General features: G+C 49.6%; 25 protein-coding genes. 9 read left to right on the plus strand and 16 right to left on the minus strand.

Features of this window, described 5'->3' with window-relative positions:
* Positions 1-24: 24 nt before the first annotated feature.
* Together ACXAFQ_RS19180 and fabB are read right to left on the minus strand one after the other, a co-directional pair.
* A complete protein-coding gene (locus ACXAFQ_RS19180; RefSeq protein ID WP_474824993.1) occupies positions 25-1,176 on the minus strand; it encodes a 4-phosphoerythronate dehydrogenase in 1,152 nt (383 codons plus the stop codon).
* A 133-nt stretch (positions 1,177-1,309) separates the two neighbouring features.
* Entirely contained in the window at positions 1,310-2,524 is a 1,215-nt protein-coding gene (gene fabB / locus ACXAFQ_RS19185; RefSeq protein ID WP_474824994.1) for a beta-ketoacyl-ACP synthase I, read from the minus strand.
* Between the two features lie 252 nt (positions 2,525-2,776).
* Between fabB and mnmC the strand changes: the two genes are divergently transcribed.
* Complete coding sequence (gene mnmC / locus ACXAFQ_RS19190; RefSeq protein ID WP_474824995.1) at positions 2,777-4,768, plus strand: bifunctional tRNA (5-methylaminomethyl-2-thiouridine)(34)-methyltransferase MnmC2/FAD-dependent 5-carboxymethylaminomethyl-2-thiouridine(34) oxidoreductase MnmC1; 1,992 nt, start codon at positions 2,777-2,779, stop codon at positions 4,766-4,768.
* A 199-nt stretch (positions 4,769-4,967) separates the two neighbouring features.
* Here the strand turns inward: mnmC and ACXAFQ_RS19195 are convergent, their stop codons facing one another.
* The 6 genes from ACXAFQ_RS19195 to ACXAFQ_RS19220 all read right to left on the minus strand — a co-directional run bounded on the left by ACXAFQ_RS19195 (position 4,968) and on the right by ACXAFQ_RS19220 (position 9,464).
* Complete coding sequence (locus ACXAFQ_RS19195) at positions 4,968-5,834, minus strand: FlgO family outer membrane protein (protein ID WP_474824996.1); 867 nt, start codon at positions 5,832-5,834, stop codon at positions 4,968-4,970.
* Between the two features lie 3 nt (positions 5,835-5,837).
* Positions 5,838-6,590, minus strand: coding sequence for a FlgO family outer membrane protein (locus ACXAFQ_RS19200; RefSeq protein WP_070125378.1), 753 nt, complete (start codon positions 6,588-6,590; stop codon positions 5,838-5,840).
* Positions 6,591-6,595: 5 nt separating this feature from the next.
* A complete protein-coding gene (locus ACXAFQ_RS19205; RefSeq protein ID WP_474824997.1) occupies positions 6,596-7,216 on the minus strand; it encodes a FlgO family outer membrane protein in 621 nt (206 codons plus the stop codon).
* A 190-nt stretch (positions 7,217-7,406) separates the two neighbouring features.
* On the minus strand, positions 7,407-7,715 hold the full coding sequence (locus ACXAFQ_RS19210; RefSeq protein ID WP_474824998.1) for a YfcL family protein: 309 nt from the start codon (positions 7,713-7,715) through the stop codon (positions 7,407-7,409).
* Between the two features lie 31 nt (positions 7,716-7,746).
* The gene (locus tag ACXAFQ_RS19215; RefSeq protein ID WP_474824999.1) at positions 7,747-8,874 is read right to left on the minus strand and encodes an ATP-NAD kinase family protein; all 1,128 of its coding nucleotides are present in this window, start codon (positions 8,872-8,874) and stop codon (positions 7,747-7,749) included.
* Positions 8,871-9,464 (minus strand): elongation factor P hydroxylase, encoded by a 594-nt coding sequence (locus ACXAFQ_RS19220; RefSeq protein ID WP_474825070.1) that lies wholly within the window; start codon positions 9,462-9,464, stop codon positions 8,871-8,873. Before ACXAFQ_RS19220 ends, ACXAFQ_RS19215 begins: the two co-directional genes overlap by 4 nt.
* 139 nt (positions 9,465-9,603) lie before the next feature.
* Between ACXAFQ_RS19220 and ACXAFQ_RS19225 the strand changes: the two genes are divergently transcribed.
* The 4 genes from ACXAFQ_RS19225 (at position 9,604) to ACXAFQ_RS19240 (ending at position 12,814) form a co-directional block, all read left to right on the plus strand.
* A complete protein-coding gene (locus tag ACXAFQ_RS19225; protein ID WP_474825000.1) occupies positions 9,604-10,332 on the plus strand; it encodes an FFLEELY motif protein in 729 nt (242 codons plus the stop codon).
* Positions 10,316-10,774 (plus strand): acyl-CoA thioesterase, encoded by a 459-nt coding sequence (locus tag ACXAFQ_RS19230; RefSeq protein ID WP_474825001.1) that lies wholly within the window; start codon positions 10,316-10,318, stop codon positions 10,772-10,774. Before ACXAFQ_RS19225 ends, ACXAFQ_RS19230 begins: the two co-directional genes overlap by 17 nt.
* Positions 10,771-11,880, plus strand: a complete 1,110-nt coding sequence (locus ACXAFQ_RS19235) for a retropepsin-like aspartic protease family protein (protein ID WP_474825002.1) — start codon at positions 10,771-10,773, stop codon at positions 11,878-11,880. Before ACXAFQ_RS19230 ends, ACXAFQ_RS19235 begins: the two co-directional genes overlap by 4 nt.
* An 88-nt stretch (positions 11,881-11,968) precedes the next feature.
* A complete protein-coding gene (locus tag ACXAFQ_RS19240) occupies positions 11,969-12,814 on the plus strand; it encodes an alpha/beta hydrolase (protein WP_474825003.1) in 846 nt (281 codons plus the stop codon).
* A 23-nt stretch (positions 12,815-12,837) separates the two neighbouring features.
* On the opposite strand, the gene ACXAFQ_RS19245 is transcribed toward ACXAFQ_RS19240, so the two are convergent.
* On the minus strand, positions 12,838-14,862 hold the full coding sequence (locus tag ACXAFQ_RS19245; RefSeq protein WP_474825004.1) for an FAD-dependent oxidoreductase: 2,025 nt from the start codon (positions 14,860-14,862) through the stop codon (positions 12,838-12,840).
* Between the two features lie 146 nt (positions 14,863-15,008).
* On the opposite strand from ACXAFQ_RS19245, the gene ACXAFQ_RS19250 reads away from it, so the two are divergent.
* Positions 15,009-15,623 (plus strand): TetR/AcrR family transcriptional regulator, encoded by a 615-nt coding sequence (locus ACXAFQ_RS19250; RefSeq protein ID WP_474825005.1) that lies wholly within the window; start codon positions 15,009-15,011, stop codon positions 15,621-15,623.
* On the opposite strand, the gene ACXAFQ_RS19255 is transcribed toward ACXAFQ_RS19250, so the two are convergent.
* Positions 15,592-17,211, minus strand: coding sequence for a GMC family oxidoreductase (locus ACXAFQ_RS19255; protein ID WP_474825006.1), 1,620 nt, complete (start codon positions 17,209-17,211; stop codon positions 15,592-15,594). The two genes, ACXAFQ_RS19250 and ACXAFQ_RS19255, sit on opposite strands and share 32 nt — an antisense overlap.
* 138 nt (positions 17,212-17,349) lie before the next feature.
* Between ACXAFQ_RS19255 and ACXAFQ_RS19260 the strand changes: the two genes are divergently transcribed.
* A complete protein-coding gene (locus ACXAFQ_RS19260) occupies positions 17,350-18,069 on the plus strand; it encodes a DUF1439 domain-containing protein (protein WP_474825007.1) in 720 nt (239 codons plus the stop codon).
* A gap of 36 nt (positions 18,070-18,105) precedes the next feature.
* Here the strand turns inward: ACXAFQ_RS19260 and ACXAFQ_RS19265 are convergent, their stop codons facing one another.
* The 3 genes from ACXAFQ_RS19265 to ACXAFQ_RS19275 are packed head-to-tail and all read right to left on the minus strand — an operon-like array spanning position 18,106 to position 21,448.
* Complete coding sequence (locus tag ACXAFQ_RS19265; RefSeq protein WP_474825008.1) at positions 18,106-19,542, minus strand: wax ester/triacylglycerol synthase domain-containing protein; 1,437 nt, start codon at positions 19,540-19,542, stop codon at positions 18,106-18,108.
* Positions 19,542-20,228, minus strand: a complete 687-nt coding sequence (locus ACXAFQ_RS19270; protein WP_474825009.1) for a TetR/AcrR family transcriptional regulator — start codon at positions 20,226-20,228, stop codon at positions 19,542-19,544. Before ACXAFQ_RS19270 ends, ACXAFQ_RS19265 begins: the two co-directional genes overlap by 1 nt.
* Positions 20,229-20,230: 2 nt before the next feature.
* Positions 20,231-21,448 (minus strand): DUF445 domain-containing protein, encoded by a 1,218-nt coding sequence (locus ACXAFQ_RS19275; protein ID WP_474825010.1) that lies wholly within the window; start codon positions 21,446-21,448, stop codon positions 20,231-20,233.
* Positions 21,449-21,729: 281 nt separating this feature from the next.
* Between ACXAFQ_RS19275 and ACXAFQ_RS19280 the strand changes: the two genes are divergently transcribed.
* Both ACXAFQ_RS19280 and ACXAFQ_RS19285 read left to right on the plus strand, forming a co-directional pair.
* Positions 21,730-23,211: a patatin-like phospholipase family protein gene (locus ACXAFQ_RS19280; RefSeq protein WP_474825011.1), complete on the plus strand. Its 1,482-nt coding sequence runs from the start codon at positions 21,730-21,732 to the stop codon at positions 23,209-23,211.
* A 25-nt stretch (positions 23,212-23,236) separates the two neighbouring features.
* Complete coding sequence (locus ACXAFQ_RS19285) at positions 23,237-24,622, plus strand: hypothetical protein (protein ID WP_474825012.1); 1,386 nt, start codon at positions 23,237-23,239, stop codon at positions 24,620-24,622.
* Positions 24,623-24,664: 42 nt separating this feature from the next.
* Here the strand turns inward: ACXAFQ_RS19285 and ACXAFQ_RS19290 are convergent, their stop codons facing one another.
* From ACXAFQ_RS19290 to fadR, 3 genes are all read right to left on the minus strand, one after another.
* On the minus strand, positions 24,665-25,246 hold the full coding sequence (locus ACXAFQ_RS19290) for a hypothetical protein (protein WP_474825013.1): 582 nt from the start codon (positions 25,244-25,246) through the stop codon (positions 24,665-24,667).
* Positions 25,247-25,317: 71 nt separating this feature from the next.
* Positions 25,318-25,677, minus strand: a complete 360-nt coding sequence (locus tag ACXAFQ_RS19295) for a phasin-related domain-containing protein (RefSeq protein WP_070125402.1) — start codon at positions 25,675-25,677, stop codon at positions 25,318-25,320.
* A gap of 116 nt (positions 25,678-25,793) precedes the next feature.
* Complete coding sequence (gene fadR, locus ACXAFQ_RS19300) at positions 25,794-26,504, minus strand: fatty acid metabolism transcriptional regulator FadR (protein ID WP_070125403.1); 711 nt, start codon at positions 26,502-26,504, stop codon at positions 25,794-25,796.
* Between the last annotated feature and the right edge of the window lie 65 nt (positions 26,505-26,569).

Here is a 26,569-nt window from a genome sequence, read left to right on the forward strand (position 1 = left end):
TCACTGAAAATGGCTATCGCCATTTCAGCGTACAAAATTAAATTGAAATCCTAAACCCGACAATTGCTCAACAATCCCCTCGGATACCGGTGCTGGAATACGAAGAAAATGGGAGCCGCATTCCCGTCTTACTGGATAGTGCTTGCGCATATGCAAAAAACCGTCTCGGGAGGTATCGTGCCTGAACAGTTGATCATCTTTTCTGATGTCGTAAATACTTAACAATAATGTTGCCAAACTGTCCCAGTCCAACGCTTCTGCAGTGCGGTCTGATGGCGCAAATGGCAACGCTTCCGGTATTTCAAGGAAGTTATCCATGGCAAGTGTCGGCGACACGTTCATAGCTTCACAAACCTGCTCATACGCCATCTGCGTACCGCGCAGTTTACCTTCCACAGAATGCCCGGCAATGTGCGGTGTCGTCAGCCACACCAACGGTAACAGCGCCTGATTAATTTCCGGCTCACTGAAAAACACATCGAGCACCACTGTAGGTGCGTCAGGTTGCCCGAGACGATGTAGCAAAGCGGCTTCATCTACCACTTCACCACGGCAGGCGTTAATCAACAACTGGTTCGGTTTAAGCGCGGCAATACGCTTTGCATCTAACAAATGACCCGTAGCATGCTCCCCGGCTTTCACAAATGGAACATGCAGGGTAATCACATCACACGCCATGATTTCATCCATAGCTACAAAATGGCGGTGATCGCCGGCTTGTTGCAATGGCGGATCGCAAAGTTTGTAGGCAATATTCAGCGCATGCAGACGCTCGGCAAGTGCCGTTCCCACGTGACCCGCACCGACAATGCCTACGGTTATGCGACTGAGGTTGAGCTGCTTATCTTGATAGGCGCTCATAAGTGCACTCACCACGTACTCAGCCACAGCCACGGCATTACAACCACCGGCTGATCGCCATGCAATACCGACTGCATCCAATGCAGATTTATCCATATGATTGGTACCGGCCGTAGCGGTGGTAACCAACTTCAACTTGTCGGCTTTTGCCAGCAGAGACGGAGTTACCGCCGTGGTAGAGCGCACCGCCAGATAATCTACATCACCGAGTTGCTCTGGCGCTAACGAAGGACCATTAAATGACGTGGCGTCGCCAAGCGTAGAAAAATACGCTTCGCCTTGAGGGATACTTTCTTCAAAAAAGATGCGAATCATGTGTCAGTGTTCAGCCGTTTTGTCCGGGGGGCGGTATGATACTGGAATCGAATAGATTAAACAAAACGCCCGCGCCGACAGAGCCGGAACGGGCGTTTTATCAAGGCTGCATCACAGCCACGGCAATTGCGTATTAGCCGTTGTAGCGCTGCATTACCAGTGTTGCATTGGTACCGCCAAAGCCGAAGCTGTTTGACATTACCGTATTCAGTACCGCTTCACGGGGTGAAGTCACGATATCCAGGCCAGCAGCCGCTTCGTCCAACTGTTCTACGTTAATAGATGGCGCAATGAAGTTATGCTTCATCATCAGCAGGCTGTAAATCGCTTCGTTAACACCAGCGGCACCCAGGGCGTGACCGGTCAGAGACTTAGTCGCACTGATAGGCACACCTGACTGACCAAATACTTCTTGAATTGCAGCCAGTTCTTTCACATCACCTACTGGTGTTGATGTACCGTGGGTGTTGAGGTAGTCGATTCCGCCTTCAACGTTCTGCATAGCCATCTTCATACAACGCACCGCGCCTTCACCAGATGGCGCTACCATGTCGTACCCGTCTGAGGTTGCACCGTAACCAACAACTTCACCGTAGATCGTTGCGCCACGTGCCAGAGCATGTTCCAGTTCTTCAACCACAACCATACCGCCACCACCAGAGCTAACAAAGCCGTCACGATTCGCATCGTAGGTACGAGAAGCAACAGAAGGATTGTCGTTAAACTTAGAAGACAGCGCGCCCATGGCGTCGAACTGGCTCGACAGCGACCAGTGAAGTTCTTCACCGCCACCAGCAAATACCACGTCTTGCTTGCCTAACTGAATAAGCTCTAACGCATTGCCGATACAGTGTGCGCTGGTCGCACAGGCAGAAGCGATTGAGTAGTTTACACCTTTAATTTTGAACGGCGTTGCCAGACAGGCTGAAACTGTTGACGCCATGCAGCGTGGCACCATGTATGGTCCTACGCGTTTTACGCCTTTTTCACGCAGAATATCTGCCGACAACACTTGGTTCAGTGACGATGCACCGCCCGAGCCAGCAATGATACCGGTACGTTCATTTGAAATATCTTTCTCTTCCAGACCTGAGTCTGCAATAGCCTGCTGCATTGCGACATAAGCGAATGCAGCGGCGTCACCCATAAAGCGCATTGCTTTACGGTCAATATGTTCGGACAGCTCGATATCCGGCTTACCCCAAACCTGGCTACGCAGGCCCATTTCGGCAAACTGTTCAGAAAAAGTGATACCAGACTTGCCCGCTTTCAGCGATGCCAGTACTTCATCCTGATTTACACCGATGCTGGATACGATGCCCAGACCGGTAATAACTGCTCTTCTCATAACTAACCCTTTATTTTGATGGGGCATATGGTAACGATTTTCGTCGGTAAACTGGTCTGCTCTTTTTAGTTAACCATTATTATGAGCAGAACCAAATCTGTTCCCGGCCATACCGGGAACGCATATTCACAGGCTTCGAGTGCTGAATGTGGCAAACGTTCAGCTTTTAATCGAGGAACTTAGCGAAACCTTTTTTCAATGTAGCATGCAAGGTATCATCGCCCCAACGTTTGTATGCATGAATTTTGTTTGATGAAATCCCAGTCAGCTCAGGTCCATTTCAATGATAGCGGCACCCCAGTCGCCGATCACTTTGATGATGTTTATTTTTCTAACGACAGCGGTATCGACGAAACCCTGCATGTCTTTATCGGAGGCAATGATCTGAGTGAGCGCTGGCAGTCACATAATCGCCGAGACTTTGTCATTGCAGAAACCGGATTTGGCACAGGTTTGAATTGTCTGGTTGCCATGCAGGCTTTCAAGCAGTTCCGCGACGCCAACCCCGCGCACCCGCTAAAACACCTTTTTATACTCACCACTGAAAAATTCCCACTGAAAAAAGCAGACCTGCGGCAGGCATTAAACGCCTTCCCAGCATTAACTCAGGCAGCCGATGCATTGACCGAGCAGTACCCCATTGCTTTGCAAGGGTGTCACCGCATGCATTTCAGTGACTTTTCCTGCACGCTGGATTTGTGGATGGGCGACGTACATGAACTGCTCCCCCAATGGCATTGTCCTCGTAGCGGTTTGATTGATGCGTGGTTCCTCGACGGGTTTGCACCAAGTAAGAACCCGGAGATGTGGACCGATGCGCTGTTTTCGCAAATGACGAGATTAACCCGCCAAGGTGGCACGTTTGGCACTTTTACCGCAGCAGGCATTGTTAAACGAGGCCTGAGAGATGCTGGCTTCGTGGTGGAAAAGCGAAAAGGTTTCGGCCGTAAGCGAGACATGCTAGCGGGCTATTTTGACAGTGAAAAAGGCAAACAACCTGCGCCGCCCTACTCCCGCTATAACAATGCGTCACTAGGAGATGGTGAACGAATCGCGATTGTGGGCGGTGGTTTGGCCGCAGCCACGTTTGCCCATGCCCTGGCAGAGCAAGGCGTGGCCTCGAGCGTTTTTTGCGCCGATGAAACTCTGGCTACCGGAGCCTCGGGAAATCGTCAGGGAGGATTTTATCCGCAGCTTCATAGTGAAGCCAGTATTGCCAGTCAAATTCAGGCACACAGTTTTCTGTACGCCAGGCGCTATTACAATGCCTTACCGGCAAATGATTATCGTCATCAATGGTGCGGAGTGCTGCAACTGGGATTCAGTGATGCGGTGATAGATCGTCAACAAAAACTGGCCGATGGTGAAGTATGGCCTGATGAACTTGTTCGCCCCGTAAGTGCCGAAGAAGCCACTTCTATTTCTGGGTTACCCTTGTCTGACAACGGCTTATTCATTTCCCTCGGCGGTTGGCTAAGCCCGCCGGATTTGGTACACGCCTTGATTAAGGCATGCGGTGATAAAGTGGCACTGCACCTAAATGCGAAAGTCTGCAACATCAGCGAGACATCCACAGGCGTCACGTTTTCTGTGAACGGCGAGAGCCACACCTTCGACCGCATCATTATGGCGACTGGCGCCGGTAGCGTATTGATTGACACGATGAATGCGTTGCCATTACGCCCTGTGCGCGGGCAGGTGGAAGCAATAGCAACCCAAGCGCCTATTAACCAACTCAACACCGTACTTTGCCACAAAGGTTACATGACCCCTCAAATGGATAGTCGTCATGCGCTGGGCTCTACGTATGGCAAAGGCGATACCGCAACGGATGTACGTGAAGCCGACACCCAGACTAATTTGGCAACCCACCAGAAGGCGCTAAGTAACGAAAGCTGGATAAGTGAACTGGAGCATGATGGCGATGCCCGCGCATCTGTGCGCCTGTCGCTACCGGATCATCAACCTGCCAGTGGTCAGCTCACGAGAGTAAACGTGCTTTGGGAACGTTATCAGGATCTCACCAACGGCAAACCCATAGACGGACAGGCTGAATTGCCTGAAGGCAGAATTTTTACTTTAACCGGATTAGGTTCAAGAGGATTAACCACGGCACCACTGATGGCGCAGGTTTTAGCATCGCAATTACTGCATCAGCCAATGCCGATGCCTGAGAAATTACTTCAAGCTGTAGCGCCGCAACGCTTCATGATTAGAAATTGTATTCGAGGGGAAGCGCCCTGAACCATCAATAGCATTATGGAGATGGTATAACACAATGCCATCCAGGCCCAGGGCAGCAAGCGTTATACAGAATATCCCTTATCCTGAATTTATCAAATAATATAATGCATTTGGATTGATTTACTTGTCAAAATCAACCATTTCGCTCAAAAATCATACTACCCGATTACACTCACACGGTCAAAGATCTTATTTACCCTTAGTGATTGTTCAGTCTTGCTACCATAAACGCTGGCACTACTAATGTAGAACTGCCCACTACGCGACCGGTTTTTACCGACACAATTCGCGCATTAACACGCACGCCACGGGGCTCTTCAATTAACGTTCCCGTGAGAATATGGTCCATTTCCATTTGTCTTGAAAGGGCTTCACCATTGCGAGTCATTGCCAAATCGCCATGAGGAGTAACCGTTAGTCCGCCGGCCATTTTAAAGTCGACGATACTCATACCCGCGCCTTGCAGTTCTGCAATCAATAACTCCGACAATTGATTTCCCATTATGGTGGTGTCTTGTAGACTGGTATTTAATCTCACAAAACTGGCTACACCAATTAAATCATTAGTGCTCAGCGTTTTTGCAGAACGCATTAATTTCATTGCCAGTTGAGCGGCGTAATCGTTTAACGCTTTGTGTGTACTATCGGGTTGATAACCGGTAATGAGCGGGTCTTGCCACACTCGGCCTGTGGTGGTTTCTGTGGAAGCCTCTTGCGCAGCCAGGTATTCGTCACGAGAATCGGGATGATACTCCCAGTCCCCCGTTTTAGCTGGCGTTGATGTGTTAATCGCCTGACTGGTGGTTGCTTTAAGCGCTATGCCGTCTATGGGAGCGTATTTAACAGGTTCACGCTGGGTTTCTGCCTGTTTATCCTGCGCTACAAGCCCAGCCTCAGGCATTCCTTCACCTTGAGTGGCATCATCAGCCTTCATGAGTTCGGGATCGTGCTCATGTTTGTCGGTAAACGCGTGGTACTGGTTATCCAAAGCAGTACAGCCAGACATCACCGAAACAGTCACGAGACAAGCCAGCGAAAGTGATTGCGAACAAATCGAACGAGACACGGCTTATCCTCGGGTTAGTTTAACGCCATCTCGAATACCACTTTTCCCGTTGCTATCGCTCGGGATAAGGGCATCCACTACATAGAATGGAATTAGTAACTGGGCAGAAGCTACTACCGCGCGGCTTTCAATCCCAAGAATACGCGCATTAACCAGCACGCCCCCCTGGTGTTTGGCCATGGTGCCAGTTAACACATAGTCCACTGGCAGGCTGCTGCTTAAATCAAGGTAATCCCGACTCAGCAGAAAATCGCCGTCGTCAGTCACGCGAATGTAGTCTGTGGCTTTGAAATCCACGACTGGAATGCGGTATTTATGCAGTTCGTGCATAAACGATTCCGCCATCTGGTGACCCAGTAAATTGGTATGCTGCAAGTCTGAATCCAGCAGTGCAAAGTTAGTCACTGCAACGGGGGTTTTGTTGCTGACGTACTCCATATTAGACACCAGATCCTGGGCCATATTGCGGACATAATCCCCGACATGATGAGTGAGCGGCCGGCCCTGATAGGCGCCCTGCACACTGCTATAAAGCTGTGGCTGCCCTACCGCGCCGAAGCTGTCTGTGCTGTCTGCGTCGGCTTCATTGGCCGCGGGTGAAGGCGCGCGATCTTCGGCGCGCACATCAATGACATTCATCACCGGCAGTGACGGAGTATTTTCTGCAGTTTCGGTTTGTTCATCGCTTAGCAAGGAACAGCCTGACAAACAGGAAAGCAGCACCGCAGTGGCGGTGAGGTTACGGCGGAAAGTCATTGGTGTTACCCCTTATCTTCGTTTCTGTACAGCCGCCCATTTCGGGTGGTCACCTTTTCTTCATCCCAGAATAGACCTTCCGGGAAAAAACGGGTGGCGGCTGCAACAACATCTTTGGTGCGCGCGTTGATAACCCGGGCATTTACCATGGCGCCTGATTGTTGGCGGATCACCGTGCCGGTGATATAAAAATCGACCCGCTCAATGCCTGGCAATAAATCAACATCACGGGTTAGCACGCGGTCTGCACGCTCTCCCATTATTATATCGTCCGTGAGTTTGAACTCTTGAGTGGTATAGCCCCGTTTTGTGGCTTCCGTGATTAACCCTTCTTCCAGTTGATGACTCAGCATCATCAGCGGATCTTGATTATTCGGGTTGTATTCCATTGAATCAGCAGGCACGAAACCCACAACGGCGTACTTGGCCTGCCGCGATGGACGGAGGTTAGCAAACAGTTCATTTGCCAGTATGTAGGTGTGGTATTCCATGTTGCCCAATGCCGGCACGGCCATATTTTCTTCCTGCAGCACGGTGGCACTGTTTTCACTGGCGCAACCACCTAGCAATAGGGCTGATAATGCTGCCAGCATAGTAAGCCGGCGGGCATGAGGGATTACCTTCATAGTCAAATACCTGTCAGAGACGACGTTCTTATCCGACTGTTCGCAATATTCGTACCATAAAGCTAGGTTAGAGACATGACGCTAGAAATACGCAGAAAATGACGTTTTGCCATTATTGATGAAGGAAATACCGATAAGAAAAAGATAACGAAAGCGGCAAGGCCCTGCCGCTTTCGGATAATTAAAGACGTTAGTTGGCCGATTGAGATTGGTGTAGCAAGCGTTGCCATAAGGCTAAGACTTTTTCCTGATCGCCATCGTCCAGTTCTTTATTGTCGAACGCAGCCTGAAGGCTACCTTGCATCGCATCATCTAACGATGACAACGTTGCGTCTGATTCCATTTCCTGCTGCCGGGCGATGACAGCAAAATGCCCTTGCAAATAACTGGCAATGAACAGTTCATCATCGTCACCATGGTCTACCACACCGTCTAGTGCTTGTTCAATTTGTCCGATTTGTTCAATAAACGCGGTGGAAGCCGCTGCCGGATACTGCATTTTTGCTCCTGTTATAAAATTCGCTGATAAGTCATTCTGCTGGATAAAGTACTTTATCTCGGTAACCGGTGATCACAGAGAAATATCCTGCAAGACTGCTGTCGAGTTCACCGTCGCCGGTATCAAGACGCAGCGGGCGCCCTTCCAATGACTGTAGTTTCGTTTTTGTGGCACAAATCAGCATGTTTTCTTTGCTCATTTTGCGCAGAAATGCCGGTGATAGCTGCTGATTGCCGCGGCCAAATATGTGGCCTTGCCCGCCAATCACGGTGATCACCAGTTTTACCGACTCACCGTCAGTGAGTGAAAGAAGTTGCGAAGCCGTAACGTCCGAAGCCACAAGCGCGCCGCCTTTGACGATATCCACTCCTAGCAGCGTATTATTCAGACCGAGTCTTTCCATGATGTAGGCAACGGTGGACCCTGAGCCCATGACGAAACAGGTTTCTGGCTCGTCATCCATCATTTCACTGACTTCTGCGGCAATATCTTCAAGGACTAACTCATCGCTTTCTTTGCCGCCCATTTTCACCGCCTGTACATAGGTCAGTGCATCTGGCACCCGCATTTCACCAAAATGTTTAGCCAATACTTTGCCGTTTCGAAAGGCATCTTCATCGATGTCGCGGACTTCTGCGTCGGTTTCGCTTACTAGTTCACCACGCACCATCATCGCCACCACTTCCCCCGCCGCCACTGGGGTAACCGCATAAACGCCGGAATGGATTTTACAGCCTGCTGGCACACCAAGCACTGGTACTCGCTGCTGCGCAATACCACACACATTGCGTGCGGTGCCATCACCACCGGCAAACAACAGCAGGTCGATACCCGATGCCAGTATCGCATTCACCGCGGCTTCGGTGTCTTCGGCTTCTGTTTGTGGATTTTCCGGTGTGAACACCACGGTGGTGCGAAGTCCGGCCTGCTGACAAATATCTTCGCCCATTTCACCTGCTGCCGTTACCACTTGCACATGTTCGGCAAGTGGCTCCACAAGCTTCAGCGCACGGGCCATTTTAGCGCCAGCAAGTTTCTCTGCACCGGCTGACAACGCTTGCTCACGGATTTCCTTGCCGTCGCTTCCTTTAAGTGCCAATGCACCGCCAATACCGGCGTAAGGATTTATTAAAACGCCAAGGCGAAAGTGTTTACTCATCGTAAGTTCCTCACCAATTCTGCGTTAAAGGGGGCGGTGTTAAAGTGCAATTGTAACGCTTTCATCAAAGTCACTGCCCGTGGCGGGAAACCGGTTTCGGCGTACTGACAAAGCTGCGCATAGACCGCCTCGGTGAACCCTTCACGATCAGGCTCTGCGCCATTCAGGTTGTCGGTGCTCACGCGAAAACGGCGCCCCGCACTTAACGTTAGCGCCCATTCCACGGCCTGGGGTTTAATTTCCACCAGTTCAAACGCTTTCTGCTGAGACTCGTCCCGTCCATCGGGACAGTACCAATAACCATAATCTTCCAGTAAGCGGCGCTTTTCCCCCGCGATACACCAATGGGCAATTTCGTGCAGGGCACTGGAAAAAAAACCATGGGCAAATACGATTCGGTGGTAAGGCGTGTCTTTATCTGCAGGCAGATATATCGGCTCATCTTCACCGCGGATCAGGCGAGTATTGAAGGTGTCGGCGAAGGTATTGTCGAACAACGCAATGAGTTCATCGACCTGTGGGTCGAAATCTTCATCAAGCGTGGAAACCGTGTTGTTCGCTTGAGCATTGGCGACAAATATCTGCTGCATATATCCTGATAGTAACCGGGTGACTGAAAGGTGGCGAATAGTACCAAAAGCCACACGTTCCGCCAAATGGTGAGACAAATCACTGTTCCCCACGTATGGTATGCTTATCCACATTGAGTGAAACTAACAGGGGACTATTTTGGCGGCCACTCAAGACATTGTCGGGCACATACATCGGGTAAACGCACTTAAAAATCTCGCGGAAAAAATGGGCCAAATGCCTGCAATTCATCAACTGCAACAGTGGCAGTGCGAACGATTGCTGGTGACCCACAACGACCTGGCGCAGCAACCCGCCTATCAACAAGCGATGGCATTTTTCGTAGAAGAATTGTATGGCCCCAAAGATTTTAGCCAGCGTGATGCCGACATTGCCAGAGTGGTGCCCAAGCTTGCAAAGGTACTCCCCAGTACCGCCATGAATGCGCTAAACGATGCCTTAGCACTCAATGCATTGTCCTTCGAGCTAGACCAAAAAATGGTTAGCGCGCTGGAGGGAAAGTCGCTTAATGATGAGCCCCGAAATAACGACATATACGCCATGGCGTACCGACAAGTAGGTGAACAGGAAGCCAGAGAACGGCAGATAGCTATCATTCGCGACCTGGGTCACCAATTGGCAGACGTGATTGATATTCGCGGTATCGGTATGCTGATATCCCTCTCTCGTCGTCCAGCAAAACTAGCGGGGTTATTGTCGTTACATGAGTTTTTGCAACGTGGCTACGAGACGTTTAAGAAACTGGGAGACGTGAACAGCTTTATCGACCCGGTTATTGCCCGGGAAGAGCAAATAATGCTACAACTGTTCCAAACCGACTTTGAACTAGAAAGCGATAACCCGATCCCTTATGTCCCAACGTTGTGAAACTACCGTCAGCTGGTTGCTGCCCTCGCCTTTCGTGCAAACCTGGAAGATAGAGCCGCAACACATCGATCATTATAATCACGTTAATAATGTGGCTTATCTTAGCCGGTTAGAATCGCTCGCCTGGGCCCACTCGAATCACTTAGGCCTTAAGTTTGCCGACTATCAGGATGTGGGCAAAGGGATGGTTATTCGCCGTCATGAACTGGATTATTTACAACCCAGTCATTTGAATGACGAGCTCTTGTGCGCCACCTGGATTAAAGAATGCGATGGCAAAATTACCCTAACCCGACAGTTTCAGTTTGTTTGCCCACGTCGCAGTAAAACAGTATTCCAGGCGAGAACACAGTTTGTGTGCGTTAACATGCAAACCGGCGCGCCCGCTCGCATGCCCGCTTTGATTCGCGATATCTATACCACTGCCGCGGTAAACGCATGAAGAAATGGCTGACAGGTGCGTTATTTGTTTCTCTGTCATTGAATGGGGCGCTGTTATGGTTTATCACTCAGACACGTCCTTCCAACGAACTCACCGAATTGACGTTTACGTCGTCGGCAAAGAAGCCAAAAACAGAGCCTGTTGCAAGCGCCCCTTCATCAGCGGCAGTGTATTCCCGACCCACTTCGGCATCTGTTAGCCCAATTCCCCATCTTAGACAATTGTTTTCCGACAACGACCCGAATTTTTATCCGGCGCTTAGTGCTGCATTACGGGCAGAGCCTGACAACTGGGAGCTGCTGATGCTGGAAGCAGAATGGGTAAAACAGGAAAAACCGCTGAGCGACGCCATCATTCACTACTATGGCCTGCTTGAGCGCAATCCACCCGCTGAAATCGACAGAGAAATACGCAGTATCATTCCGCCGCTTGTCGATAACGCGCTGGACAAGCTTCGTCTGGCCGGTCAGTGGGATACGCTTGCCCAGTTTATTGAGCCGTTGTTTCAGTATGCGCCGCAGAACCGCACATTTATCATGCAGCTGGCAGAAGCTTACGGTCGTCAGAACAAGCTGACACTGATGGAAAATGTGCTGGCTTCGGTGCTGCCCGACGACCCCCAGGCGGAAGCCATCCGCGCATCGGTTTATAAAAAACTGGCTACCCGGCAGGAAAACGATAAGCCAGTGTCTTCCCGGGGCGCTGCTGTTTCCGAACACGCTTTTGTGATGGATCTTGAACAGACTGGTGATCATTATCTTGCTCCGGTTAAACTCAACGGACGTCATTCCCGACTGCTCGTGGACACCGGCGCGTCGATAACGACTATAACTTCAGACGTTTTCAGTCAGCTACGACAGCGGGGGCACTATCGTGATCTCGGCAAGTTTGCCCTGAATACCGCCGGAGGGCGGGTAGAAGCCCGCATGATTACTCTCGAAAAAGTGGAATTCGGGCCGTTCAGACTGAGTAATGTAACCCTGATGGTGTTGCCGGAGGATACCCTCACCGGTGCTGAAGGACTGCTGGGCATGAATATTCTCAAGCGATTTGAGTTTCGCATCGACCAGTATCAGAGCGCGCTGTTGCTGGATCCCATTCATTGAACCAGGCCCAATTTCAGCAGGACAGGTCAAACTGAAACCTCATACGCCCCGTATCTACGCCATGAAATCCAAAAACAGGGACTACGCCATGAGCCATCGTCCAATCAATGAAACTCAGCTCAGAAAGCTCATCACCAGCACGCCGGTAGAAGGCTCACCGGAAGCCATGCGTAAAGCGTTTGCACACATTGCCGGATTACATGACACCAGCGACGTGGAAGAAATTGACCGCGGCGGTGTTCGATGTCTTGCAATTGGAGTAGGCCCAGAACTTATCTGGTTCCATGGAGGCGGCTATGTATTTGGCAGCCCGGAAACCCACCTGACTCTGGCTCGTGAACTGGCAAGTTATGGATTAAGGATTATATTACCCGCCTACAGAGTGGCGCCCGAATACCACTGGCCAGCGCCGCTGGAGGATGCCGTTGCTATTGCAGAAGACACTATTGCCACCACAGGCTCGCTCAACTTAGGTGGTGACAGCGCCGGCGGACACTTAGCGATTTGTGTTGCACTCAGGCAGCAGGCTGACTGTCTTGCGCTCGTGGCGCCAAACACCGACCGGTCGGGAAAAAGCACTACCCGTAAACGGACTACCGACATCATGAACGAAGACAGTGCCGATGCTGCGCTGGTATCGATGATCATGCCGAATGTTAACCCGACTCACCCAGACGCATCACCGCTGCTGGGCGACCTTAGCAAGCTGCCGGCTATGCACCTTGAAGTCGCTGCCACTGAAGTACTACTGGATGACAGTTTACTGCTGGCACGGCAAGCAGCCCTTGCTGGCGTGGAAACATCGTTGCACGTCACACCAGGGTTATTTCACATGTTTCCACTTTGGCCAGATTGCCTGCCAGAGGGCGCACAAGCCCTGCAACGACTTGCGCATTTTGTGCTGGCTCACAGCGATGAACTAAAAGCGGGCTAAATGAAGCCTCGCTATTGAGGCATTTACAGCGACGCCGCCACCTTAGTACCTTGTTCAATAGCCCGCTTAGCATCAAGCTCCCGGGCTTCATCAGCGCCGCCAATCAGATAGCATGGCTTTTCCAGCCCTTCCTGCAACGCCCGGAGAGGCTCCTGACCGGCACACACAATCACATTATTCACGGCAAGCACGGTTGTTTCACCATCGATAATGCAGTGGATACCGTCGTCGTCAATGCGCTGGTACTGCACGCCGGGGATCATTTTCACGCCTTTCATCATCAAGTTAGCCCGGTGAGACCACCCTGTGGTTTTGCCAAGGCCAGCACCAATTTTTGATGATTTACGTTGAAGCAGAAAAATCTGTCGCGGCGACGGCTCTGGCTGTGGTTTCACACCTTCCACACCGGCGCGAGCCGTCATGGTCATGTCAATGCCCCATTCTTTCATGAAGAGCGGAATATTCAGACTTGGGGAGTCTTTACCGTGAGACAGGTATTCCGCCACGTCGAAACCAATTCCACCAGCACCGATGATAGCAACCTGCTTACCCACGGGCTTTTTCGCTTTTATCACATCGAGGTAAGTCATTACGCTGGGGTGGTCGATACCGTCGATGTCCGGCACCCGTGGCTCAATACCTGTAGCAAGCAGTACGCTGTCGGCTGACGAGTCGTTCAGCATTTCAGCCGTCACTTCAACACCCAGTTTTACTTCTACACCGTAAATCTCAAGCTGCTTGCTGAAGTAGCGTAGCGTTTCACTGAATTCTTCTTTACCCGGGATCTGGCGCGCTATATTGAACTGACCGCCAATCTCGCTGGCTTTGTCGTACAGGGTGACACGATGCCCACGGCGGGCTGCCGTTACTGCTGCGGCTAATCCGGCTGGCCCCGCGCCGACGATGGCAATATGTTGCGGCGCATCTGTGGGAGCAATCTGCAGTTGCAGCTCGTGGCATGCTCTAGGATTGACTAAACAACTGGTGAGCTTGCCGTTAAAGATATTATCCAGACAGGCCTGGTTACAGCCGATACAAGTATTGATTTCATCGCTGCGATTCTGTTCAGCCTTGGCGACAAATTCCGCATCGGCCAGAAACGGCCGCGCCATAGACACCATATCGGCATCGCCCCGGGCAAGCACTTCTTCAGCAACTTCCGGCGTGTTAATTCGGTTCGACGTGATCAGCGGCACGTTCAGCGCGGCTTTAAACTTCGCCGTCACCCAGGTGAACGCGGCGCGGGGAACACGGGTTGAAATTGTGGGAATACGGGCTTCATGCCAGCCGATCCCGGTATTAATAATGGTGGCACCGGCTTTTTCGATTTCTAACCCCAGCGTAACCACTTCATCATAGGTAGAACCGCCTTCGACCAAATCCAGCATGGACAGGCGGAATATAATAATAAACGCGTCTCCCACCGCCTCACGAACACGGCGAACCACTTCCACAGGCAAACGAATACGGTTTTCATAACTGCCGCCCCAGTCATCGGTACGCTGATTGGTTCGCACGGCGATAAACTGATTCAGAAAATACCCTTCAGAACCCATGATTTCGACGCCGTCGTAACCCGCTTTTTGCGCCTGTGTGGCGGCAAATACGAAATCAGTGATCTGCGATGCTATTTCGTCTTCTGTAAGCGCTTTTGGCTTGTACGGATTAATAGGTGCCTGGATAGCGGAAGGAGCCACCAGCTTTTCAGAATACGCATAGCGGCCAGTATGCAGGATCTGCATACAAATTTTCCCACCCTCGGCATGCACCGCATCGGTGACTTCTTTGTGGTGTGCTACCGCTTTATCGGAATCTAAGCGTCGGGTCATCGGGTGAGTAGAGCCTTCTTCATTAGGCCCAATGCCCCCGGTCACGATTAGCCCCACGCCACCGCGCGCGCGTTCTGCGTAGAAGGCGGCCATGTGTTTGTGTCCACCGGGCATTTCTTCCAACCCAGTATGCATAGACCCCATAATGATACGGTTTTTTAACTGAGTGAAGCCCAGTTCCAGTGGACGGAAAAGATGGGGGTAATGTGTGGTGCTCATGACTTGCCCTCTGTATATCCAAACGTTGATATTAGTTTAACAAATTGTTTACTGCACAAACTTGACAGCGTCAAGATAACATCAAAGTTGACAGTGTCAAGATTAAAAAGGACACTTCCCTCACTTTAGCAGCGATACGGTGACTTATGGCTAACAGCTCAAAATATCATCATGGAGATTTGCGTACGGCACTGCTTAATGCCGCCAACGCGATTATTGAAGAGCATGGCATAGATGCCCTTTCACTGCGCAAGCTCGCAGAGATAGTGGGCGTTTCACGTACTGCCCCTTATCATCATTTCAAAGATAAAAACGCCTTGTTATGCGCTATTGCCGCGAAGGGTTTTGACGATTGGCACACATCAGCAAAAACCATATTTGAGCAGCAGGATAAAGCGCCTGGATTACGCTTTAGAGAATTCATTCACCAGTATGTTGGCTATGCTGCCCGCCACCCGCAAGTGTATGAACTGATGTTTGGTCGAACACTTTGGCATAGTCATCAAGCCACCGACCAATTAAAAGAAGTGGCCTATCCGTGTTTTCAATATCAACTTACGATGACCCGCACTTGGCAGGAATTCGGCTTGCTGCCTGACGATCAAGATGCCTTGCGCTTGGCCCAAGTTACCTGGAGCACCCTCCACGGTATTGCCCGGTTATTGATTGACGGCATTTATGCCGATGCCAGCCATGTGGCAGAAATGTGTGACTGTGCTGCAGAGGTCTTTATGCGTTCTGCCACAAGCCGCGAAGAATAAGATCTGCCATCCGCTCAGCAATCATGACAGTAGGAGCATTGGTATTGCCGCCCACCAGTGTTGGCATTATCGAGGCATCAATGACCCGAAGTCCGTTAACCCCCCGTACCCGACACTGATTGTCTACCACCGCCATAGGGTCATCGTTCTGGCCCATTTTGCAGGTACCCACCGGGTGATAAATACTTTCAGCATGATCACGAATGAACTGCGTAATTTCTTCGTCTGTAGACGAATGTGAAGCCGGCGATACGGATTTTCCTCTCACCGAATCGAATGCGGAACAGGACACAATTTTCTGCGCTTGTCGTACGCCGTCTATTAATACTGTTAGGTCATCGGGATGAGCGAGGTAGTTCGGATCGATGAGAGGATGGTCATCAGGGTGACTACTTTGCAACAGCAGTCGTCCTCTGGATTTTGGGTACAGTGCACATACATGTACGCCAAAACCATAGCCATGCACCATGCGTCGTCCGTGGTCAGCGAGAATGGCAGGCAGAAAATGAAACTGTAAATCTGGTAAACCATTTGAAGCAAGTGACGAACAAGCAAAGCCTCCCGCCTCGGCAATGTTTGAAGAAAACGCCCCGCGACGTCCGGTTAAATATCGCCAGGTGGCACCGGCATACTTTGGTACTGCCGATAGCGCCACACCATAACCGTGATGTCCTTTCGCCCGATACTGCACAATGGCATCCAGGTGATCTTGTAGGTTACAGCCCACGCCAGGTAAATCCACCTGTACGTGAACTCCTTTGTCCGCCAACATTTCACCGGGGCCGATACCAGAAAGCATCAGCAAGTGAGGAGAGTTGATTGCACCGCCGCATAACAGCACTTCCCGGGTAGCAAGAATTCTGCGATTTTTGCGTTTAAACCGCACTTGCACACCCGTCGCGGTGCCGTGATTAAACAAGACTTTTTCTGCACTGGTTTTGGTGTAAACCGTAAGATTCGGTCGGTTCAGCACCGGTTTAAGGTAAGCCTGTGCAGTAGACCACCGACGCCCATTTTTTTGAGTAACATGGTAGTAGCCAAGGCCACAACGCTGCTCGCGATTAAAATCATCCCTCTGCGTATACCCAGCTTCTTCAGCGGCGGCGATAAATCTATCGGAGAGCGGGTCGGTATGCTTTAACGCTTCAACTCGCAGCGGTCCGCCGACACCATGATAGGCATCTGCGCCTCGGAAGAAATCTTCAGCCTTGCGAAACCATGGCAATACATCATGATAGGCCCATCCTTGTGCTCCTTCCTGATGCCAGCGGTCGTAATCCTCTCGCTGCCCTCGAATGTAGCACATGGCGTTAACCGAACTGCTGCCGCCTAGTGTTTTTCCCCGGGGCCAGAACAACTCGCGATGGGATAAAGCCTGCTGCTCTGCAGTAAAATAGCCCCAGCCGATGTTGTCGAACCGACTAAGTAAAGCAAGGCCAAAAGGAATATGAATAAGCGGATTAGTGTCGGCGCCTCCCGCTTCAATCAAACACACTGACAGGGATGGATTTGCTGACAAACGGGCGGCCATGACGGCTCCGGCCGAACCACCACCTACAATTACGTAATCGAATTTCTCTTCATTCATTGTTCAATCCGTCAGCGCCAACTGCTCGTACCAGTTTAACAAATTTAACGCCGTTGTCTGTTTTATTTGTGTTACTGTTGAACGGTTAATTTGAAACGCGTCATAAATACACGTCACAGCTAAAGGACAGTCGACACCATGAGCTGGCAGGAGCTAAGCAAAATATGGGTATGTGGTATGCTGATAAAAATTGGCCGACTCACCCATGATGATTTCAGCCGCGACGAACTCAACGCGTTAATTCAGCCCCATTTCCCCCGCCTGTTTCCCATTGATGTGCCCGCCGGCGCCGGTTCAGTGCACGTTACTGAAGCCCGGGTACAATTTAACGCGCAACAACAGCGTTTAGCGTTGGAATGCTTTGCCGAATTAGAGCTGAACGTTCTCGATGCAAAAATTTACCGCGCCCATGTCATCTTGGTGGTAAGTGCAGAGCCGGTTTACGCTCCCGCTGAGGGCATTGTGCGATTAACCGATGTGGATGTTGATGTGATTCAATTGGTTAACGATAATTTTAGTTTTATCAAAGACACACAAGATCTCATTTCACAAATTTTGCCTGGCCTCACGTTAGGGAAAAGTCTTAGTAATCTGCTTGCGCAACCCTTGATCAGCGTTGCCAGTGTGGCAACTACGGGGCGCAGCGATAAAATCGTGAATTACCTGCAACTTTTTCTCAGTGCCGATAAGCAGAAAATTCTCGACCACCATAAACCGGATATCTCCCGCCGGTTACTTTCCCTGCTTGATGAAGATGCCTTGTACTATCAACTTAGCGAAGGGTGGCGTGAGCGTACCTTTTTACGTTGGGGGAAACAGGTCTCAGTAGAAAAAGACAGCCTACGATTTAGCTTTTAGCCGTTAATTGATGACTCCTTAAGTCGCTGACACTTTCTATTCGCTAACGATAGAGGGCGGATAACGGTGAATTTGTTCGCCAATATCATCAATACCCACAGTAGGATCATCGACAGATTGCTCAAGTTTATTCAGCGCTTCCTGGGCATATTTTGCCAGTGGGTTTAAATCTTTCACGTGACGATTACAACACACCAGACCAATGTTTGCTTTGCCGCTGTATGTCATCACCGTAATGTTTACTCCCCCGCCCGGCGTCATGGTCGATACCGGATAGCAGGCTAGCAACTTACTGTCTTTTAAGTACCTGTATTCCACAGGGCCAGGCAGATTTGAGATAAGAATGTTAGCGATGGGTTTTACCCAATCGGACAGACGTAACCACTCAAACACCAGTGATACCGCTTGAATAGCGATTGTATAACCGCTGAAGGCCCTCGGTGTGGCCGACTGAGCAGCATTTTTGACAATTCTGTGGTTCACAATAATCTGCCGTAAACGAAGATACGGATCTCGCTCGCCGTGAGCCAGTTCAATGGGCACAATGGCAATTTTGTTGCCGGTGGTTTTCTCACCCGGCTTGCGAAGATTAATGGGAATGTTGGTGTAAAGTGGTCGGCTAAAGGTTTGCCCGTAATCATGCAGAAATCGATGAACGGCAATATCAAAGATACAGAGCAATATTTCATTGGCCGAAGACCGGGTTCGTTTGGCCAATCCGCGCACACGAATAAAATCAATATCCATGGTCGTTACCGCCCTACCCGGCTTTAACTGACCGGTTAGTGGGGTTTTCGTTCCGGTAAATGGCACAGGCATATAGTGGGTGTTGATGCGCATGATTTTCATCAACAGCCGCACAACGATGCAGCAACATTCCCACGCCGCCTTTAAAAACTGTCGGCTGGCATAAGCGCGGTCGCGCCAACGCACCAGACTTTTACGTTTGTGCCGCAACCGTTTAAGCGCCCACACTGGCACGAAGTCATCGTGGTTTGGCTTCGCCGTATAGCCGGCCTGAAACCAACGTACCAAGGTGGCGCCATCGCCGTACATGTGGTGAACCCGGGCGTAAATCACAAACTGTCGGCTCTTGCTGTCATGCATAAATACGAACTGCCACAGTGGCTTGTTTGAATCTAACCGCGAAGCATGCAGGGTTTCAACAAGCGCATCCAGCTTTTGTCTGTCGTGCACATCTTCAATACGATGGCACTGCACATGGTAATCCATGTCCATCTGTTTAACCGGTTGTAACCCCAGCGGATACGATAGCCACGTTTTTATCCGGCAATTAAACGGCGGGGTAACTTTATCGTGCGCTTTCACTTCCCGAAAAAGTGCATCGACATAGGTCGTCGGGTCTGCGTCGTCAGGCATTGCAAGAATTTGCAGACAACCCACATGTTTAGGGCTGGCGTCAGATTCCGCCAACCAAAAGGATTTATCAAGAAATGACAAAGAACGAGACATCAGACTGACTCGCCCGGTAGTTCGCTTTGCGTATTCTGTAAGTGAGGGCGTCTAAGATTGGCCAAACTATGGCTATCGATGCCTTTTTGCAGAGACCACAACTCTTCTTCCGGTAAACGTAAACGAGGTAGCAGACTTGTAAGCACCAACGATAAACAATGGTAGCGCTGCGCATCCTCGTCGAGCGGGCGGCTCAGCTGATCATATTGGAATGATTGGGTAAGAATGAGTGACAACAGTTCTGTAAGCAGAAGCAATTCGCTTTTACTGGCCAATAATTCATTTCGTTCCGTCATTTGTTGCAGCAGTCTATGCAGCTGTGACTCCAATGCATCTATTACGTTGTTTCTTATTTTGTGACTATGCGGGTATTTCTCTGCCAAATCCCCCGGGCTGCGATAGAAAAAACGGAAAACATGCATTTTTTCGATAATCAGGTACAGGTAGTAAAAGGCCTCAGCACCTTCCACTTTGTCGAGCAAATCACGCCGTAATACCTGCAACATCTGGCTTTTGTGCAACGCGATCAATTTTTCCACCATCACTTCCTTGCCTTTGTAATGGTAGTACAAATTCCCCGGACTGATATCGAGCTCCAAGGCGATATCGACACTGGTTACACTGTTTTCACCGTGTTCGTTGAACAAGCTCAATGCCGTATACAAAATGCGCTCAGCGGTTTTCATAATCAGAATGGCGCTCCGAATATCAATGTTAGCTGAGCAATACCGGCGGCCAACCCTAACAATGCCCCGGTAACAATGAGCTTCCACTCATCCTGCCTATAAGCCGGCCGCAACACCCCTTCAAACTCTTCAGGGGACAGCGCCTGCATGCGCAAACATAAATCATCGCCCACCCGTAGCGCGCCATGGGCGTAATCGTAGGCATAGAACAAGTACTTATCGGAATTTTCAAAGATGCGCTTCACCGCGAGTGACTTCATGCGGAAATAGTTATCTGACCCCACACCTAATGCGAAATACGGCTGGGCAACGGCGACATAGCGTTCAATAGCATCATTCACATGTAGCTCTATAAGCTCTAGCAACTGCGCCGAACCTGAACCATGCAAGATCACATGAGTGATATTTTGTGGCGTGATCAGTTTTCGCTCTATGATATCGGCATATACCTTCGAGACTTCCTGCTGCCGCTTAAGGAACATGCCCTGCAACGTAAAGGGGCCAATCTTGATAGGACGCTTGGGCTGAAAAATAATTTTGATGGCAATCCAGTTAGTGATATATCCCACCAGCAATCCGCCCAATGGGAGTAGCCACCAGGCCTGAAAGTAGTGCCATAACAACATGGTAGGTAAGCCAAACAGAAAGCCGAAATAGAACCCAGAACGAACAATGAAGGGGAATTCTTTTTCACCCGCAGTAAGAAAAATTTCATTAATGAGTTCAGGGGATTTCACCAGTTGCTCTACCACCAGCTCCTTAATATCTAAGATTTCGTTGATATTGAGCTGAAAATCGGTAACTAGTTTTTTCACCACATGAGGCATGTCGTTTTCGATGCGACGATAAACCAGATTTTTGCCTTGCACAGGAATGGCCGCCCATAAATCCGGTGCAGACTCTTCCATGACCTCGTTGACCACGGCGCGCAATACTTGTTTAAGTCTGCGCTCGATAGACAGCGCCAGCACGTCGCCCTCTAAGCGCGCTGCCAATTCCTCAACACTAAGCAGCTTACCGAGCACCAGCTCGACTTCAATTTCAGCCATTTCCCTGCGCTTGGCCGGGATCAGGCCCTGCCAACCAAAGCAAGGACGGTAACCCACGTACTCGATAGGATAAAACATCATCCTCACGGCAAGGTAGTTTGTTAACCAACCAACTATCGCACTGATCAGCGGGATAGACAGCAAGCTCAGCGTTTCAGCGTTCCATTCCATGCAAGCTATTGTGTTCTGGTTATTTTATCAACATAGGTTCAGGCTAAAGGCAGAACCGCGAATTAGCAAACATTTATCAGCAAAACATGATTTGGATGGCGCAGCGGATAAATCCAGGGGGTGAAATTAGGGTGTAATTTCAAATCAGGCTTTCTACACTCTTAATAATCCTGCTATCAGGCTTGTACTCGTTGCTTGCAAACCGTTACGAAAGTGGCATAGAGGAAGATCATGCGTATGAGCAAAGGCGAGCTTGGGTAGCATCGTTAAAGAGGTAAAGTATGGCCATTTTCCCCCCTAGACTATCTGCAATTGAAAAAGAAATAGCGAATGCTGCAGATTACCCCACTTACCGTGAAGCCAGTCTCGCTCACGACGCGCTGTCTGGCGCTGATGAGTGGAAAAACGAAGACGTAAGTCAGCATTATGATTACCGCCTTATCCGCAAACGGGTAGAAAGAATGCAGGCAGCAAGAAAGCTGCAGGATGTGTACGGCCTGATGTCCATCATTCATGAGGGGCTGCATGGGAACCTTGGGAATATCGCCAATCCCGCTCTGCTCGGCCATTGCCGAATAGGGACGAAAGATCTTATCCAGACTTTTATCGATGAAGTTGTCACCGCCCTTAACACCATTTATGAAGCCGACGAATCAATAGTGGATTTCTATGAGAAAAAACGCTTTTTTGAAGAGACAACGTACGCGTTTGGTCAATCGTGCCTGATGCTGTCTGGTGGTGCCGGACTGGGTATTTTTCATGCTGGAGTTGTGAAGTCATTGAATCAGCAAAACCTGCTGCCCGGCGTGATTTCCGGCGCCAGCGCAGGTGCAATAATCGCCGCCCTCATTGGCACGCGAAAACAATCAGAATTAGAAGCGTGTTTAGCCCCGGAATTTATTCTGGAAAAATTCAGATACTGGCGGCACTGGTCGGGATTCGGGAAAAAATCACTGTTCGACAGTCGGGCGCTGGAAAACACGTTGATTGAATTGTTCGACATTATGACCTTTGACGAAGCCTTTGCGCTTTCCGGTAAGCATATAAACGTAAGCGTATCTCCTGCAGATTTGCATCAGCAATCCAGAGTGCTTAATGCAAAAACATCGCCCAGAGCAGTCATTACGCAAGCGGTGCGGGCATCAACCGCCGTGCCGGTGTTTTTCAGCCCCGTGCAATTAAAAGCGAAAAATCTTCAGGGCGATATTGTGCCTTACATCCCAAACCGTCGCTTTGTCGACGGGTCGATGATGGCCGATTTACCCTACAAACAATTATCACGCCTTTACGGCGTGAACCACAGCATTGTCAGCCAAACGAATCCCCTTGCTATTCCGTTCGTCCCCGCCAACCGCAGCGAAGAAACCAGTATTACCGGGCTGACTTTCCGACATGTAAGGCAACTTGCAAAAAGTAACAGTGTGTTTGCGTTTGATATTCTGGAAAAGTGGGTCAATCACCGCGGCACTAAACTCGCAATCCATAAGGTGCGGTCTATAATCGATCAACAGTATGTGGGAAATATCAACATACTCCCGCAACGGCAGTTGCGAAGTCTGACGCAAATTATGGCGAACCCAACTTTGGAAAGCGTTACCAACCTTATTTCAGACGGTGAGCGAGCCACGTGGGAACACATTGATATTATTGAGAGAAATACAAAAATTAGTGAGACTTTAAGGCGTTTATTAGCTAAGCTGAAAGAACGTGAAGCCAAGGTGTCGGGTCACGCATCATCATCAGCCAGAACGGAATCTACTTAGATGGAACGTCATTCAGAAGGTTGTTGTGAATAGCAAATTTGAACAAGCTGATAGTCCGTTAGTCGTTAGAATTAAAAATCTGACAGATCTTGTCGACGCTAACGGGAAAACCAAACCTACCTTAGTCTCGCTCGCCCAACATTACTTCGAAACAGCGCCTGCACTCACTGCTGAGATAAATACCCTTGCGCTGGAAATAAACGAAGTAAAAACGCACCGTGCTAATCAAAAGCTGCTCGACGAACTCACTGAAAAGCACAATCAAAAAGTCGCTTTACACGACCAAGCATTGCAAGAACGCAACCGGCACTTGCAGCGGATAGTGCGCATCATTTTAGACCTCTGCGAGGGCGAAACTTACTTCGAAACGCAGAATTCCACGGCACGTGTGCTCGGTACTTTGTTCCTTCTCACAAGGGAGAATAATCCTGGTTATGCCCGTCAACATCAGCGCCTAAGACCTCTTTACAAAGCAATTCTTGCACTGCGTTTGGTTGATAAAATACTGGCCGACGATGCCCTAAAGCACCCTTACCTGCTAAAGCATAGAGGGTTACTGGGACGATTTGATGACCACGAGAAGATGTATGAGTGGACGCAGTACATTGCGGTTCCTGTTATTACGGCTGCGCTTCTGCAAGATATTGGCCTCAACCATAAAGCCGCGCAGGATATCCTGATTGGCAAACAAGGTAAGCTTGACCCCTTCAGAGAAATTAGCGATGCCGAAAGAAAACAAATGCTGCAATTAAATTATCAATACACGGTGACCTACCTGAAGGATGCCCTCACCCCAGAAGAGGCTTTTGGCAGCAAGGAAGGTCACGCTTTCGCCCTTGAAATCATTCAAAACACCTTTATTGGTAAAATCGGCATTGGAGACATCATCAAAATACCGCAAGTGTATGCCTCCTTTGTGCTATCAACAAAAGCGGCTTACAGCCGAGCCTCTATTCCGAAAAGCTATATTCTCATCGAGCAATTAGCTAAGCAGCAAAATGTGAGTCGACGTCTTACTGAATATTTCATATCCATGGTGGGACATTTCCCCATTGGATTTGGCGTGTGTTTTATTCCTGTGGGTGACGACGGTAAAGAGAAAAATCATTATGAATATGCCATAGTAACAAGACTGAATCCGGAAAAACCGGATGAACCTATCTGTAAGGTCGTTTCCAGACAGCAGCAGTTTTGTTCACCCACAACAGAGGTGCGCATTCCTGCCGAACGCAACCTCTACTTCGACAAAAGCAAACAAAAGCTGATGACCATGGACCGGGAGAGAATGGCGGAGATCATGAGCTTGCTTCGCAAGAACTTCACCATGGACGATGTGGATAATCATATTCCGGCATATTGGGAAGCCCATGAGTTCTATGCTGATAAGAAGAACCAGATCATTTGGCGTTAGATATGGTGAAAACGCCGACATCTACATCTCGCCGGCGTTAACTTAACTTCTTGTTGGTGGCTTTGCCGTCGACACTGAGCGTGTTTTCACTTTCGGCGTCGTCGCTACCGTTTTTTTGCGGGTAGAAGGTCGACGAGAGGGTTTCTCTGGCGTTGCGACGTTATCGTCGTCAGGTTTAACAACCGTCTCTGTGGATGCTGATTCTACTGCTTCCGCCTCAGCTTGTTTTAGCTTTTCTGCGGCCAACTTTTCTGCTTTTACTTTAGCTTCTTTCGCAGCAAGCAGAGCCACTTGCTCGACCAACAGATCCACTTTGGCAGACAAGGCATCAAGTTGCTCTGCCCTTTTTGCGCCTTTGTTATTAAACGTAGGCACCAACGACCAAAGCGGATTCGCTTTAACCATTTGTTCAACGTTGTCCAAAACGGTTCCTGGTGAAAGCGCTTGCTTTATTTTTGCATCCAGCACCGCGCCTCTGGCTTGAAGATCATCGATGGTGCGCTGCTGATTTTCAATGTGTGCATTAACCTGTTTGGTCACACCGGCTAATTGCTCTGCTACAAGCTCACTACCCGCTTCTAACCAACCCGTTAATGGACCATTAGGTTTATTTCTCGCTGTCATGATAATGCCCTTTGTCAGTAGATTACGCCTCGAGTGCGCTGCTAACGGGGTGTTACCAGCGCCAAATCGATTTACTTACTGGCAGCCAACTTTGCTACCGCCTCGGTGAGGGCGTCGATCTTCGCAGACAATTCTTCGATGCGCTGATCGGTGTTGTCGACATCGAGACCCAGCTTTTTACGCACATCGCTAACACGGTTTTCTACATCGTCGGATGTTTCTTTGAACTTGGTACGGGCATCGTCTTCTAACGATTCACCTTTTTTCACTAAGTCATCGAATACTTTCGACGCTTCCGTGCTCAGCTTTTCGTAGCGGCCCTGCGCTTCTTCCACGCTTTTGCCATAAGCGCCTAAGCCTGCAAGCCAAACTTTACGGGCAAAATCTTCAGCGTCATTCAGTTTACTTTTGATGGTATCTGATTTGGACATCACTCTGTCTCCTTTAACAAGCTATTTATCTACTGATTAAATTAAGCCATAAAGTTAGAAATCACATACTAAACTGCAGGAATAAAAAAAGAGGCATAAGCCTCTTTCTTTTAAAATCAATCGACCAAATCTTTTGGCATGTCTTCGCGGATCTGCGACCACACCTTGCCGGACGCGATACCGTACTGACGGATAAGATTCGGTACACTTTCATGTTCACCGGATTTTGCCGTTTCCAGCAACTTGCTGTAAAAGTCTTTCGCCACATCACGGGCAGTTTGGTGAGAGAAGAAGTATCCACCAATACGGGAATACAACCCTCTGAAACCATTCATCATCAGCACGAAGACTTTATTCCCCGATGCCAACGCTAAATCGTGGTTGAGTTGGTAATCGAAGTGCGCAAAGGCTTTACCGTCTTCTTCCACTTCCAGATAACGAGCAATGATTTCTGCCGAGTCTTCAGGGTTGTTCCGAATAGCCATGCGGATGAACACCGCACTTAAATTAGTGCGTGCTGCTAACAGGTTATCAACCAACTCGGGAATACCGTCTTGATCCAGGCGAGCCAGGGTTTCAAGAATATTCAGGCCGCACGTTTCCCAGAAATTATTTACCTTGGTCGGCTTGCCATGCTGAATCGTCAGCCAGCCATCTCTGGCTAAACGTTGTAGTACTTCGCGCAATGTGGTGCGAGTGACGCCAATCAGTTCGGACAATTCTCGTTCTGCCGGAAGAATCGTTCCCGGTGGAAAGCGGCCGCTCCAAATTGACTCAACAATGTACTCCTCAGCAAAACCTGCCGGGCTCTGGGCTTTGTATATCATCGGTGTCTCGTCTGAATATCTCTTATTATCGAACTGATTGTACCAGAGGAATTTTCCTTAAGACA

This window comes from Alteromonas sp. ABH2_165 (assembly GCF_056159945.1).